The sequence below is a fragment of the Vibrio barjaei genome (assembly GCF_001639065.2).
Classification (GTDB): Bacteria; Pseudomonadota; Gammaproteobacteria; order Enterobacterales; family Vibrionaceae; genus Vibrio; species Vibrio barjaei.
Window position 1 is genome coordinate 19,137 of the sequence record NZ_LQXO02000045.1, and the last position, 15,150, is coordinate 34,286.

The following is a 15,150-nucleotide window of genomic DNA, read 5'->3' on the forward strand; positions in this document are numbered from 1 at the left end:
TCCTTACTGAAATGACAGTGTCCAACTGTTGATTGTTCCAGTATCTTGGCGAGCGCTATCTACCGCTTTAAGCGTCCAGTTCCCTTTAGATTCAACGCCAGAAAAGTCTAAAGAATAGCTGGTCTTGATGTCGCTAGCAGAGCCCCCACTATTTTCATACAGTACTTTTTCACTATTGGTGGGTGAGACCAATGTCAGTTTGAGATCTCCGATATAACTATGGCTAATGTCTACGGTGACCTCAACGCTTCCAGAATCACCAGAGCGTAAGACCTCTATTTGGCTGGTTGCTCCGGTAGTATTGTTATCAGGGATCTCGACCGCGCTGTTGTTAGTGTAAGTGGATGGTGCTTGAGTGCCGCTCTCTGCACCATTATGAGAGGCGGTGAGCATCACACCAGAATACGCCGAGTAGCCCTTAACCAATACATGATATGTGCCTGCTGAAACGTCATTTATCGTGCAGCGTTCATTATTTCCAGATTCCCATGAACGACAATCATAACGACGATTCGTCGGCTCTTGCTCAAAACTCACATAAAGATCAGCATCACCGCTGCCGCCTGCTAATGAGAAACTGAGCTGAGTTGCATCAGCGGGTACATCAAATGTGAACAGACGACTCGATTGAGCACTTCCTAGGAGCGGCCCTTTGGCAATACCGTTAGCTAAAACCGTTTCTCCCTGCCCACCATCCGGACCATTACAACCTTGATCAAGATAGCGCTTTGCCGCATCAGCATCGACTAGGCCATAACCGGTTCTATTGTCTCTGCCAGCAACATCGATATCCCTGGCACTTGCGGTTAATGCTTGGCGAACTTGTGACGCGCTGCAGTTTGGATGATAGCTCCACACTAGCCCTGCCACACCAGCAACATGTGGCGTGGCCATGGAGGTTCCATTGTAATACTCGTAGTCTTGCCCTTTTGACGTGGAGACGGTGACGGTTTGGCCTTGTTGAGCGGCAAGCTCTAGCCCGAGTTCCCTATTTACAGTTACCGAAATCAAGCGATATTGGTCGTTGTCATCCAATACAAACGGGTTCTGCAAACCTGGCAGTTCACTATTGCTGTAGACAATAGCAGCCCTAGCACCTGCGTTATAACAGGCTTTGACGGCATTTATCTCAGGGCGAACACCAGAGCGTTGATTCTCGATGCGCTCAGTCAAACACACTTTGTCGGTAAGGTCGCCACAGCGATAGTCGCCAGACGACACATCACATTGCGCTAACTCTCCGCTAAAAGTTCCTGCGATCGGGTCCGATAAATAACGGCCTGAAGTTTTTGACTTACGGTTGTGCGATACCACACCACGCTTAAATTGACTAACGCCATTGAATACAATGTCACTTAATACCCCTTCTCCTACGGTTACCGTGGACAGCACCGCGACACCCGGTGCAGAAATTTCTACTTGGTCTGTTGCCTGAGAGAAAGTCGCGTGATCGTCGTTGTTATCAACGGCGGCCACAGACATTACCGCCTCGTATGACGCTGGATAGCTATGCGCAGTATTCCCATCGTTACCTGCAGCTGCGATGAGCAATACGCCTTGATCGTATAATGACTGCAAGGCATTTTGCTCAGTGCGGCTGGCTTGGCTACCACCTAAACTCATGTTCACAACATCGGCACCATTCTCTGCACAGGTTTGAATTGCTTTCACCAAGCTTGATGAATAGCCCCACCCCGATTCGTTGAACACCTTAACAACATGTAGATTCACCTGCTGGTTTGGCATGACTCCTTTCACACCTTCACCATTTGCAATGGCAGCAATGGTTCCCGCAACATGTGTGCCGTGAGCGTTGTTATATCCCGGCTCACTCCAAGAACCCGTCCCACTGTCATTGGTACCACGAACGCGATTTCCACTCAGATCGTTATGGCTAACGTCGTAGCCCGAGTCGATAATGCAAACGGTTCGATTGCCAGCATTACTATCACTCAGCAACTGCGCATTAACGGCGTTGTATCCCCACGGCGTTGTTTCGCTTAGCAAAAAACGGGGAGGGTCAACTTCCACATACTCTACTTGTGCATGACTTCTTAACTTTGAAAGCTCAGCATCGTTGATCTCTATGCTGTAAATCTGCTCAGCGCTGATCTTCTCCACCGCACTCGCTTGGGCAGCTTGGAGAACATTCTCTGGCAGCTGATTCAAACTTGGCTCTGTACCGTCCGCAGAGAAGGCATCTCTAGAAACCTCTTCTTTAAACTTAATAATGTACTTAGCTGGAAAATCAGCTTCGTTGAATGGTGCTATCTGAGAAGCATTCGCTATAGAGGCACCAAGTAGAACCAAGGTTAGTGATGACAGGGTAAACACCCCTTTTGTGTTGTGCATGTAATCTTTCCTTATCTAGCCATTTTTTATTATTTTTATTCACGAACCATCACCTCGGTGACCATTTATGAACTATTTAGCTATAAGGCGTTGTCACCAACTTGCAAATAATAAGGTTTACTATTGATTGTTTTTTGTACTTCAAATCACTAAATAAACCTGAAGAGTGAACACTCAACAAGAGTATATGCTCTAAAAATTTAATTGATAAATTTGAAGTTTAAATCGTTGATTTAAAGCTACTTTATGACACTTTTCAAGATAACAAGTGAAGCGTTAATTAAGAGTTAATCGTAAAAAACGGAAAATTTCTCTTAAATAACAAAGCGAAGAAATAACAATTAACTTATTTAATTAAATTAAGATTGGAATATGCACTTGTTATCTATCAAACTCATTAATAACATTTTAATTAATTAAATTTCACTACAGCTATTTAGGTAACAGATAAATTTATTGCAAACCAATAAGAGGCTAATGATGACCATTACTTTTGTTTTGTTCGAGAGCACTGCTAAGCTGAAATAATCCTTTGTAACTTAACTCAACACTAAGAGTGGCAACCTATCATTATCAATGAGATTAGGGAGGAGGAATTGCCAAGTATCATTCAGGAATGTAATCGAGAGCTCAAAAAGGTGTTGTTATTCTACCCTGAAGAGCAGAGATCAAGCGTCGATTGTATGCTGGCTCAGTTGATGTGCTGTGAAATATTTCTAATTCAGTACCCTATTCTTAATCACTTTCGAGGCAAGAGTTCGCCTTGGTATCACGTCCAGAATATCCGCTATCAGCTATTGTCGCAGACAAATGAGAAAGAATTGAGTGGTTATGAGCTCGTCATTTTTCAAGGTTGGTCAATGGCGAAAATTGACGATGCTCGGATTTATGAAAAGCCAATACCAGAGCGAGTGCGTCGCGCCTATTTAGACTATCAATTCTTCGTCGACAGCCTACGAGTGGCCTAGAACTCGCTATTCATCTTTGTGAGACATGAAATCAACAAGGCTTCTTGTTCTGGCTCGATATGCCTCGTTAAATCTTTAACCAAATCTAAATGCAACTGGTTATGATGACGATGAATCTCTTGCCCTTGCTGTGTCAGCGCCACCACGATGGCACGACGATCATTAGGGTGTGGCAAACGTTCCATCAGGTTGGCAGCAACAAGTTTATCTACTTGAACCGTTAACGTGCCTGTAGTGATACCGAGCTTGTCGGCAAGCTCTTTCATTCTCATTGCACCATGAATACCGAGCACTTCAATGGTGTGGACTTGTGCAAGGGAATAGCCTGTCTCTTTGACCACTGACTGTTCCCATGAAGACATCTTGTCGTAAAACTCGGTAAGCAACTGATTTAACGATTCTAAGTTTCGCATTATGTTGAATGTACTTCTAAAGTGAGATGGTCAATCTTATCAAACTTGCTTAGCTTTTGCTTATACTCATCCAGTGAAATACCCGCTTTGTCTATAAGCGTAATCGCCGCCGCGTGATGGTGTCCACTCACCTTCCAAATATGTAAATCCGTAACAAGGGCTACTGGCGCAAGCTCATCTTGGATTGCCTTTCGATATTCATCATCAATATTTTCATCAAGCAGAATCGGGCTTGTTTGCTTGAGTAAGTTCAATGTCCATTTACTGATCACTAAAGCACCGACCATGCCCATCACCGCATCGAGCCAATTCCAGCCATAGAACTTTCCTAGTACCAACGCCACAATTGCCATAACGGAAGTCAGTGCATCTGCTAACACGTGTAAATAGGCAGCTCGCAAATTATGATCATGGTGATGTGCATGATGGTGTGAATGCTCGTGATGATGTGAGTCATCATGTCCATGGTGGTGGTCACCCAACAGCAGCATACTAATGACGTTCACCGCCAAACCAATACAAGCGACAACAATCGCTTCATTGAACTGAATAGACTGCGGATTAAGCAAGCGATGGACCGACTCAACCAACATTAATAACGCAACAATCCCAAGAGCGATAGCACTGGTATAGCCACCAAGCACGCTGACCTTTCCAGTACCAAACGAAAACCTCTCATTACTCTGATGTTTTTTCGCATATCGGTAGGCGAACAAGGTAATACAGAACGCTGCTGCATGTGTGCCCATATGCCAACCGTCTGCCAAAAGCGCCATAGAGCCATATACCGTCCCCGCGACAATTTCGACTACCATCGTGGTCAGCGTAAGAAGTAGCACGTAAAACGTTCGCTTTTCACCTTGATGATTATGGCTAGAGAAATGGTGGTGATGAGCCAGAGTGTGATTCGCTGTTTTCATATATTGTTTGATTATCAAATTATTTGATTTTAATTTAGTTTGACAATCAAACAATGTCAATCTTAGATTCAAGCAGCACGGCTTCCTTGTTATCGTCAGGACTCAAAACGTGAGGATGCACGACATAGCGACATGATGATTCCAAAACAGATGCCTTGAGTGATCATAGCGGTCCCGCCATAGCTAAAGAAAGGTAATGGGCTGCCCATCACCGGTAATATCCCGCTCACCATACCCGTGTTTATAAAAGCATACAGAAAAAAGCTTAATGCCAACGAGCCCGTCACTAGGCGGCTATATGCATGATGGCAATGACAGGAAAGCCAAAGCGTACGCAGCGTGATGAATAAATAGAGCGATAGCAGCAGTACACTGCCAATGAACCCCCACTCTTCCGCGTAAGCAGAAAAGATGAAGTCGGTATGACTTTCCGGAATAAAACCCAGCGAGCTTTGCGTTGCATTAGTCCAGCCCTTACCAGTGATACCGCCAGAACCAATCGCAATATGTGACTGAATAATCTGATACCCAGAGCCCAATGGGTCACTTTCGGGATTAAGAAACTGTAGGATGCGCTTCTTTTGATAGGTCTCGATAACAAACCACCAGAGTATGGGGATCATTGTCGCGACCAAACCAATAAAACCACCGATGATCTTCCAGCTCATTCCCGCGAAATAGAGTACAAATAGCATGTAAATCACACCAAATATCGCCCCGTCCAAGTCTGGCTGAACAAAGATAAGTCCTGCGGGGATGGCAGTCAGTATCATGGCGTAGACAATCTTCATCCCTGTTGGTCTCTCACCATCTTGCTGGATAAACCATGCCACCATCATAGGAATGGCTAATTTCACTAGTTCAGAAGGTTGAAAACGAAACCCAGCAATGCTCAACCAACGTTGGGATCCGTTAGTGCTATCACCGGCAAACACGACCGCGACTAGGAGTGTTACCGTCAAAAAATATAGATACGGTGAAAAACGGCGGTACTGTTTGGCAGGAATCGACGACATGATCGCCAGACAAGACAGTGAAATAACACATCGAATTAGGTGGTTGGTGATAACAGCTTCGTTATAACCACTGGCACTCCATATCGTTAAGGTGCTGAGTAACATCAAAGACAGAATCGCTAACACAATAGACAGATCTAACTGTGGAATAAGGTATTTTTTCAAAATATAGCTCGGTAAAGTGACGCACAAGATCGCCACTTGGATTGATAAAATGGTGCAAGGAACAACGTAGAAACTGCTCTTAATTAGTGCTTCTTAACGGTCTGCCTAAATCCGCGAATAGCTTTACGTAGTCGCCATGTCATAAAGGTAAAAATCGCGGCAAACAGCGTCACAAAAGGAGCAGCCATTAAGACCATAGTGGTCACTCGGCTAATGGGCTCAGGCAACGACGGTAAGAGAAATCCTACACCCGCTAACAAGCCAATCCACAGCGTGGCACTGAGCCAAGAGAAATAGTGAAAACGAGGGGCGTCATGAACACGAATCCCCATGACCATAGGGACTAAAGAACGCACACCCGGAACAAAGCGAGCACAGAACAAAGCGACAAGCCCATGACGACAAAGTAAATTGTCCACCAAACGCATATTGCTCTCAGGAACTTTCGCTAACCAACCACGAACAATAGGAAGCTTGTTAAGCCACTTGCCTTGTAGATAGGCGAGCCAACTACCACCAGCCGCTGCAACGATGAGCAGTGGAAACGCGATAAATGGACTGAGAACACCAACTGCCGACAACGTCCCAACTAAGACGACGACACTGTCACAGGGCAAAGGGGCAGCTGGAAGAAAGCTACTTTCCAACCCAATAAAAAAAGTCACCAACACATAAATTAAAATGGCGCTCTCTGGTGCAAGCAGCGCATTAAAGTCCTGATTCCAAATAGCAATCAAGACATCCTGAGTAGCTTCAAACATAACGACTCCAAAAACCAACAGTTAACTAAGGAAATAACAGTAGGAATGAAGGCGTGCTTAACGAGAATGGATAAACCGGTATTGAAGGTTACTGTCCTGCCATCCGGCTAAGCGTCGACTGTCTGAAAACAAGTAACTTCGAGGCGTGTAACGCGCTCCCCAGCAAGTAGTTATCAGACACGTGAAAGCCGCAACGACAAGCAGCCACGGCATAACTTCTTTTGAGGCTGACTGTGCTTTGGGAATGGGCACGCGAAACGTTGAGCTGCGCAGCAACTGGTTATCATTGGCGAGGTCAGGTGTGCGATCCGGAGAGATGACCGTCGCTTGATATTGAGACAAATCCACTTCCATAGCATTAACGATCCCGCCTAACAGCAGTATCGATAGCAAAGTCGCAATCAGTGGAAAAAGCTCAATGAGTCGCTTCAAAGAAAAAGCCCAGTAGTGGAATCTGCTTATATGTACTGCTATCCATGCTAAAAAGCAATCTTTGTTATCACTAGACTACAATACACCTAGTGAACTGCCTATTTTCGATAGCTTATTTTTCATGAGATCCAATTGCGTGAAATCTTCGTAGCTGATATTTATCCACTCATTGAAATATGGCATTTCCTGGATATTGCTCTATAACTACGAGTAATGGTTTTGCATGTACTCAATGGCTGGGCAGTCACACTGTCTCGATCTGGTTTCTAAGGAATCAATATGAAAAAAATCCCTCTTGCTATCATTACCTCACTCATTCTTTCAACCTCTGCTTTCGCTGCTCAAAGCACGATTAATCAAGAGGCTATGGAAACGACAACGGGTGGGTTTCAAGGACCTTCAGCGGAAGACTCTTTAAACACGGTTCAGGAAATCATGGATGCGGGCTGGTTAACCGACGGTAACAAGGTCACCATCGTGGGCTATTTGGTAAAATCAATGGGTCATGAAGTGTATATGTTTAAAGATGATACCGGTGAAATGCCGGTAGAAATCGACGCCGACCAATGGGCAGGACAAACCATCACGCCGAAAGACAAAGTAAAGATCTATGGCGAGATTGAAAAAGGCGACAGTGATGTTGCTGTAGAGGCGGAATCAATTCGAATTATCAAGTAGACCCATCTTACACAATGAACCTTAATCGTACTCAGCGCCGAAATACATCGGCGCTTTAAATAAACCACTTGCTCGACAGCGCACTCCTTATCATCTCTCCTTCTTATCTCGGTACATCTCTGCTCTAATCCACTTATCTCAACCATCAAAGAGAACCGAACCATGTTTGAATACAGCCAAAAACTCATTTCTGCACTCGATACACTTTTTAAAGCCAATCAATCTCAGATTATTCAATCTTCTCGGCTTTTTGCTGATGCTATTGTCGGCGACAACATGATTCACATCCTTGGTACCGGACATTCGCATATGGTGGGCTTGGAAGGCTTTATCCGTGCCGGAGGGCTTGGCAATGTAAATGCTATCTTAGATTCAACCGTACTGACCTCAGATGGTGCCTTACGGGGTTCAAAGCTCGAAAAGCTAGAAGGTCTTGCGCAGATCTTATGGGAAGAGCAGAACATTTCGAGTGGTGACGTCATCATGGTGGTATCAAACTCGGGAAGAAATACGCTACCGGTCGAATTTGCTCAGTTAGCTAAGCAAAAAGGTCACCCTGTGATCGCTATTACTTCCGTCACCCAATCGTCTCAATACCCGAGCCGCCATAGCTCCGGATTAAAGCTGATGGACATCGCTGATATCGTGCTAGATAACCAAGTTCCAAGTGGCGATGGTTTATGCGAAATCAACCAACGCGTTACCGGTGCCTTTTCAAGCATCTCAGGTATGGCACTGGTCAATACTATTACCACCGAGGCGCAAAAGCTTGCACTCGAGAAAGGAGTAGAGCCACTGATTTTCTCAAGTCAGAATGTCGACGGATTTAACAATGATGATGTCTATGCACACTTTAAAGGGCGCTTAAAGTCCATGTAATCCTGCGTCACCTTGCCTATTTTGTCAAGTTGAAACCACCTTACTGATACATTCAAACCACTGATGGAAAACAATAAATTACAAGACTTGACGATATAGTTATGTAAAATGACCGCACCTATATAAAAAGTTAGCACCAAGACTAACTCGCCTTAGGTATATCAGAATAACAATATAAAAAGGTATCAGTATGAATCGAATTATTCATGTGCCCGCTCACTTTTGTGAAGTCGGCAAGCATGAAGCTGTCGACTATAGTGACACGCCTGTTTGGACTAAAACGGGTTACTCTAAGTCTGTCATTGACAGCGTTCGCCTCACAGAAGATCTTCAAAAAGCCGTAGAAACTCTTAACCACGATGGCTATGAAGTGATTTCGATTACACCCATTACCAGTGGTGACTATGATTTTAAAGCGTTACTGGAACCGGGAGGACGTGGTGATAGCGGGTATGGCGGCTACGGTTATGGCTATGGCTTTAGCTATACCCAAGGGCTTATCGTCACCGCAAAACGTATTTCAAGTAATCAAGCATCAACGCCCAAACCTTACTAATCATCTCAACTAGGTAAAAGCAGCCTCTCATTATCGTAGGCTGTTTTGCTCACTCGCTACCAGGCACGTCGCATTGAGTGTTTCTACTTCCACTCTGTACTAGTCAATACTCACTCAGTGAGAAACTGGATTTTTAAAGCACGCAAGTTATCAGATACTTAGCCTCGTATATTCCATGTTATGAGTAAAACTTGGTGAAGAAAGCGCTTCTTATTTCGGTACTGCTGTTATTTGGCTGTGCTAACCACACGAATCCCCCTGGATCTTCCACATCATCGAACACCCAAAAACAAGTCATCAATCAACTTTTAAATTACGTGGCAGGTCAAGCCAAAGAAAAATGGGGAGAGGATGAGTTTGTTCAGGCAGGTAAGCATCGCTACGTGAAATACCTAGACGGCTACCGAACACGAGCGCATATCGATTTTGACCGCGGGAAAATTTACGTCTCCACGCTGTCTCAAAGTCACCCAAAACAACATCTGCAAAAAGCCATTGTACAAACGCTGCTGATGCCAGCCGATCCAGAACATGCAGAGCTGTTTTCCGACAAAGAAGTGGTTCTAAATGGAATACCTTTTCTGCTTGGCCAAGTACTCGACCATGATGGCAAGCCGATTGAATGGCAGTGGCGAGCCAATCGTTACGCCAAACATTTGATCGCTACCCAGCTGCAAACCAAGCCAATTAAAAATGGCAACGCTTACTATGTCGAGATCTCGATGACGGACGATCACTTACAGCAGCGCGAGTATCAATACGCGGAACTGATCCAAAGCGCCGCAAAACGTTACGGCTTGTCTGAAGATCTCCTTTACTCGATCATAAAAACCGAAAGTAGCTTTAACCCATACGCGGTGAGTCACGCCGGTGCCTACGGTCTCATGCAGGTTATTCCTAAAACCGCCGGAGCGGATGTGTTCAATTTGGTCAAGAACAAACCCGGCATACCCACTAAAGAGTACCTTTTTGATCCTGCAAATAATATTGATACGGGCGCTGCCTATTTTTACATCCTAAAGAATCGTTACTTACGCGATGTGAAGCACCCTACTTCTCTGCATTTCAGCATGATTTCGGCCTATAACGGCGGAACTGGTGGGGTACTGGCAACATTTGATAAAGATAGGAAACGAGCGATGAGCAAATTAAACCAGATGGCACCAAAGCAAGTTTATACCGCTCTCACCACACAACATCCGAAAGACGAAGCGCGGCGCTATTTGCAAAAAGTTTTGTATTTTCAGAAAGACTTTAATGAGAATGTGTTAACCAAATAACGCACTTTCTTACAACATTACTCAGCATGCTCAACAAACGATCAAAACATTAACAAATCCATATTATTCATATAGTTAAAAGTGAAAAATTAAAGAAAAAGGACACTGATACTTACAATATTTGTGTCCGAATTTTCTAGCAGTCCGCGACCAGACTGATATGATCATCGCAAACCAATGAACCTCCAATTTTAGACATCCTATTTGTTGGTTAATAAGGCCTATCAGACTCAGCATCTAATAGGCCTTTTAGTTTTTGAGAGCTAGAATCGTAAGGGTTAATGAGCCACCAAAAACGCCCGTGTCGCTAACTCTCTAGCGATAATGCGATTAACCGCCAATGAGTGCAGGAATACCAGGCAGTTGACCGACGACCGCCAGCGAACCAACACAAACTACAAATGCCAATCCCGGAATCAGATACTTATCTTTAGCGGATAGTTCTTTTGCTCTCTCTCTATCACCGATAAAGCCCATGTTATCTAGCAGCATGGTAGTCGCCCATCCAAATACAGGATTTACAAACGCACACGAGAAAATACAGATACCAGCACTGAGTGAATCTTTGTGTTTATGAATCATCTGCATCCCTGCTTCAAGTAAAGGCAGGAAGACACCAACAATCAAAGCCACACGAAGTACCGGTTCCCACATCGCCAGATCCATTGGATAACCTAATACGGACGCTAAGATACACAAGATGCCGGTTAAAAGTGCTCCTCCTGGAATAGGACGTTTAGCGATAGCAGCAGGTATCATGTAAGTCCCCCAAGATGAGGCAAGGTTTCCTCCTCCTAATAATGCCCCCACACCTTGACGAATTGACGCACCCATCATGGTATCGTCAACATTCATCAATACGCCTTTAGCATCTTTGGGATAGTTCAGCTCTTGGAATACTCGGTGGCCAAGATAATCTGGTGACCACATTGCCACCGCTAGCAAAGCAAAAGGAGTCACAGCAATATAATGTTCTAGCGTAGGCCAGCCTAGTTGCCATCCCGTATCTTCACCCCACCAGTAGAAAGGGCTCAAGTGTGGCAAACCAGGCTCTGTCGTAAACGCAAACTCAGCACCCATAATGAACGCTACAATCCCTGCTAATGCCGAGCAGAGAGGAATCGCTAACCAACGTTTATTGACCTTGGCAAGGTAAGCGTAGACCAGCACGGTAATCCCAATTACGGCAAAAGAGATATAGCCGTGCCCACTACTCGCAGCCCAAGCCTCAGTTTTATTAATCTGACTAATTAAACCAACCGCACCTAAGTAAATCAGTAACCCTCCCCGAACACCGACTCCGGTGAGCGCCATCAATTTCGACCCTCCTTTAGTGAAGGCGAGAATCAAACCGAATAGACACACCATAAGACCTAATGCCAACGGATGCCCACCAGCCGCAGCAATGAGGGGAATCAAAGGTATCATTGGTCCATGTGTACCAGCTAAGTTCGCATTGGGGTTCAGAATGGCCGAGAACAAAATAACAAACAACGCGCCCGCAATTAGAAGTTCATAACGAACATTTTCCGCAACAAACTCAGGGGATAACCCAAACTGAGCTGCAAATGCGGCTACCATTGCGGTTACCATGACCACTTTACCTATGGTTGCTGCAATAGCAGGTACCCAGTCTTCTATCTCGACACTGTAATCACGAAAGGGTAAGTGGATCCCCCAACGACGAAAGCTCATGATTCTTAGATCGTGGTCTAAGAACTCTTCCCTGCTTTCAAACTCCTGCGCTTTTCGGCGCATGTCCCTATAAAACGTCTTACTACTTCCAGACATACATCTCTTTCCTTATTGAGCATGAGGTCGCCCAGCTGAAAAATACATTCAACTTACGCTTGGTATATCAACCTTCAGTTGATACGAGACGACATCCCAGCCGCTACCTAGCTTCTTCTTTTTGCGCCAGAAGAGTGAATCTACTGTTTGGGTTCCTCATTGGTGATAGTTAAAAAGCTCAAGCGTTTTAACTGAATCCCTGTAACAACAATGGACAAAATGTAAGCAAAATTTACGACCTGTTTTTTGATTTGAATTAGCGTGAAGCCACTCTTAAAGCGGTAAGGTAGTGTTTTTGCAGTAGTTGTGACGAAGTGCACAATGAAATACTTTGTGTATCTTGTTGAAATGAAACAGATTTAATAGGGAGTATATGAAAATATCGGAGCATGCTAATCGAACCGAAAAGCTGTATGGAATAAGAGCTGAAGATATTCATAAATGGATTGATGGCTTTTTTGACCACGACCGATTTGAGCACGCATTGAGCAAAGGCCGCGTCGCTAGCAATGACCCCTACGATCACCGACAGTTTCGTCACTGCAAGGAAGCCTTAGAAGAGGCCTATTCAGAGTTTGAAGGCAAATACAGCCAGCAAACTATCCGAGACGTATTCGAGGCTCATATCCGAGACGATTATGACGGATACCTCCCTTCAAGAGCCGACTTCAAAAACAACACATTTAAAGCTAAATACCATGAAGCGCGTGAATCAGAAGAGTTACGCGCCGTGCTTAGCGCCAATGAACTCGCTGAGTACTTTGATGGTTTACACGCAAGTAGACAAGAGAGTAATCGACTCTTTTCACGCTTTAGCTTGCGGATTGTTGCCCCATCTATAGTGGCGCTGGTTCTGTTTGTATGCGCTACCTTTTTCATGGTTCTGCCGTTTGTGGAAGAGTCGATGATGAATCAAAAACGGCAAATGTTAGAAGAGTTGACATCGTCAGCTGTTAGCATTGTTGATAGCTATATCGACCTAGAAAAGCGAGATGTCTTAACTTTGGAAGAGGCGCAATCTCGAGCAGCTACAGAAATTGCAGCTATGCGATATGGCACTGATAATAAAGACTATTTCTTTATCATTGACCTCCACCCTAACATGATCATGCACCCGTATCGACGAGATTTGACGGGTCAAGATCTCACGAACTATCAAGACAAAGATGGTGTCGCTATTTTTGTCGAATTTACTAAGTTAGTAGCCGCTAAGCAGCATGGTTTTCTCGAATATCTCTGGCAGTGGAACGACCGCACGAATACCACAGCGCCTAAACTGACCTATGTGCAAGGTGTCAGTGACTGGCAATGGATTATCGGAACAGGGGTCTATTTTGACGATGTTCAACAAGGGATTGATGATCTAAAGCACACATTAATGAAGATTTTTTCGGTCATTTTCTTCGGACTTTTGGTTTGCCTCGGATTTATCTTATCGCAGAGCAAAGTCATCGAAAACCGCAAAAAAAGAGCTGAGTTAGCACTGCATGAAGCGAAAGACCGCTATAGAGCATTGGTTGAGTCGTCAAACGAAGGTTATATATTGGAAACTGAGGGTAAGATAGTCTATTCCAATGACTGCTTGCAAAGAATAACCGGATACAGCGAAACGGAATTACAAGATCACTCTATTTGGAGTCGACTCTTTCCTGAAAGTCCGCAAAATGTGCGCGTCCTCCAACACTTGCTCGCACTGTTTAACAACGCTATAGAACCCAATGAGTTCGAAGCACAACTCCTTACCAAGAGTGGTAACATCGTCGATATTATCTTCAGCTCATCAAGAATTTTTCTATCTGAAAAACAAGGGCATGTTCTGTCGTTCCGCCCAATCACACGTAAAATCTATGGTGGAAGCTTTGGACTTATTGAACAGGTTAGTCACTATCAAGAGCTAAGCAGTCAAATCGTCAGAGACATAGAACAGAGTCAATCTCAAGGCCAAACAGTTGAAGCACTCAATCAACTAGCTGAGCTGATTCGAGAGATGATTCAAACTGGTTCTCGTCCCGATATTTTGCGTCGCACTATTGGCACCGCTTACGACGCAGCTATCCGTCGATTTATCGAGTTAACCATTGATGAACTCGGCGAACCACCTGTGCCGTTTTCTTTTATTTCTTTCGGCAGTAATGCACGCCATGATATGACGCTTTTTTCTGACCAAGACAATGCAATCGTCTTTGAAACGCCAGATACAGCTGACCTAAAAAGCGTGAGACGTTACTTTTTGCATTTGGCGGAAAATGTCTGTGCCAAGCTCGATCAAGCTGGGTATCGTTATTGTGAAGGGCTCATCATGGCCTCAAATCATCAGTGGTGTCTTAGCCAAGAAGAATGGAATATCAATTTCGGCCAGTGGATTCAATACGCCACACCCAAGTCGATACTGGAGCTGAACGTCTTTTTTGACATTCGCTCGACCTATGGTGACCAGCGTTTGGTCAATGCTATCCAAGATCATATTCAGGTCTTGCTCAAACAACACCCTGATTTCATGTCGGTTTATGCCAAAAACTGTTTAGCACACAAAGTACCTGTCACCCTAACCAAGCAGATAAAGACTGAGAGGCAGCAAGGACAACTGACACTTAATCTAAAAGAGTGCTTACGACCTATGGAAATTTTCTGCCGGCTGTATGCCCTAAAACATGATATTCGAGAGAGCAATACTGTCTATCGACTAAAGCAGTTGGCGGCAAAGCATGAAATTGATGCCCTCACTCTTCGAGAAATGCTCTATGTCTTTGACCATATCTGGCAATTGCGCTTCATGAATCAGATTATTGAATACTCAGATCTGCGTAAGATCAACGACCAGATAGTATTACAAGACCTCACACCTTTAGAACAACAGCACTTACAAAGCGTTCTTAACCGCATCGCTATCTTCCATCAAAAGGTACAACAGGACTTTCTAAAATAGCTCAGCGGTTAGT

At 44.5% G+C, this 15,150-nt stretch carries 13 protein-coding genes; 6 read left to right on the top strand and 7 right to left on the bottom strand.

Annotated features, from left to right (window positions below):
* Positions 1 to 3: 3 nt before the first annotated feature.
* A complete protein-coding gene (locus tag AWH66_RS19590) occupies positions 4 to 2,352 on the bottom strand; it encodes a S8 family serine peptidase (RefSeq protein ID WP_063604154.1) in 2,349 nt (782 codons plus the stop codon).
* A 596-nt stretch (positions 2,353 to 2,948) separates the two neighbouring features.
* Between AWH66_RS19590 and AWH66_RS19595 the strand changes: the two genes are divergently transcribed.
* A complete protein-coding gene (locus AWH66_RS19595; protein ID WP_063604153.1) occupies positions 2,949 to 3,320 on the top strand; it encodes a hypothetical protein in 372 nt (123 codons plus the stop codon).
* On the opposite strand, the gene AWH66_RS19600 is transcribed toward AWH66_RS19595, so the two are convergent.
* From AWH66_RS19600 to AWH66_RS19620, 5 genes are all read right to left on the bottom strand, one after another.
* Positions 3,317 to 3,733 (bottom strand): MarR family winged helix-turn-helix transcriptional regulator, encoded by a 417-nt coding sequence (locus tag AWH66_RS19600; RefSeq protein ID WP_006069917.1) that lies wholly within the window; start codon positions 3,731 to 3,733, stop codon positions 3,317 to 3,319. The two genes, AWH66_RS19595 and AWH66_RS19600, sit on opposite strands and share 4 nt — an antisense overlap.
* Complete coding sequence (gene dmeF, locus AWH66_RS19605; RefSeq protein WP_063604175.1) at positions 3,733 to 4,653, bottom strand: CDF family Co(II)/Ni(II) efflux transporter DmeF; 921 nt, start codon at positions 4,651 to 4,653, stop codon at positions 3,733 to 3,735. Before dmeF ends, AWH66_RS19600 begins: the two co-directional genes overlap by 1 nt.
* Positions 4,654 to 4,748: 95 nt before the next feature.
* A complete protein-coding gene (rodA, locus tag AWH66_RS19610; protein WP_083400078.1) occupies positions 4,749 to 5,834 on the bottom strand; it encodes a rod shape-determining protein RodA in 1,086 nt (361 codons plus the stop codon).
* Positions 5,835 to 5,917: 83 nt separating this feature from the next.
* Positions 5,918 to 6,595 carry a DedA family protein gene (locus tag AWH66_RS19615; RefSeq protein ID WP_063604152.1) on the bottom strand — a complete coding sequence of 226 codons (678 nt, stop codon included), beginning with the start codon at positions 6,593 to 6,595 and terminating at the stop codon, positions 5,918 to 5,920.
* Positions 6,596 to 6,652: 57 nt separating this feature from the next.
* Entirely contained in the window at positions 6,653 to 7,027 is a 375-nt protein-coding gene (locus AWH66_RS19620; RefSeq protein WP_063604151.1) for a hypothetical protein, read from the bottom strand.
* A 279-nt stretch (positions 7,028 to 7,306) separates the two neighbouring features.
* On the opposite strand from AWH66_RS19620, the gene AWH66_RS19625 reads away from it, so the two are divergent.
* The 4 genes from AWH66_RS19625 (at position 7,307) to mltC (ending at position 10,420) form a co-directional block, all read left to right on the top strand.
* Positions 7,307 to 7,705 (top strand): YgiW/YdeI family stress tolerance OB fold protein, encoded by a 399-nt coding sequence (locus AWH66_RS19625; protein WP_006069912.1) that lies wholly within the window; start codon positions 7,307 to 7,309, stop codon positions 7,703 to 7,705.
* Positions 7,706 to 7,867: 162 nt separating this feature from the next.
* On the top strand, positions 7,868 to 8,584 hold the full coding sequence (locus tag AWH66_RS19630; RefSeq protein ID WP_063604150.1) for a sugar isomerase domain-containing protein: 717 nt from the start codon (positions 7,868 to 7,870) through the stop codon (positions 8,582 to 8,584).
* A gap of 190 nt (positions 8,585 to 8,774) precedes the next feature.
* Positions 8,775 to 9,140 (top strand): hypothetical protein, encoded by a 366-nt coding sequence (locus AWH66_RS19635; RefSeq protein WP_063604149.1) that lies wholly within the window; start codon positions 8,775 to 8,777, stop codon positions 9,138 to 9,140.
* Between the two features lie 194 nt (positions 9,141 to 9,334).
* Positions 9,335 to 10,420 (top strand): membrane-bound lytic murein transglycosylase MltC, encoded by a 1,086-nt coding sequence (gene mltC / locus AWH66_RS19640; RefSeq protein WP_083400079.1) that lies wholly within the window; start codon positions 9,335 to 9,337, stop codon positions 10,418 to 10,420.
* A 330-nt stretch (positions 10,421 to 10,750) separates the two neighbouring features.
* On the opposite strand, the gene AWH66_RS19645 is transcribed toward mltC, so the two are convergent.
* Positions 10,751 to 12,211, bottom strand: a complete 1,461-nt coding sequence (locus tag AWH66_RS19645) for a DUF3360 family protein (RefSeq protein ID WP_062458027.1) — start codon at positions 12,209 to 12,211, stop codon at positions 10,751 to 10,753.
* 373 nt (positions 12,212 to 12,584) lie between these two features.
* Here AWH66_RS19645 and AWH66_RS19650 point away from each other — a divergent pair, with 373 nt between their 5' ends.
* Entirely contained in the window at positions 12,585 to 15,137 is a 2,553-nt protein-coding gene (locus AWH66_RS19650) for a DUF294 nucleotidyltransferase-like domain-containing protein (protein ID WP_063604147.1), read from the top strand.
* Positions 15,138 to 15,150 lie beyond the last annotated feature (13 nt).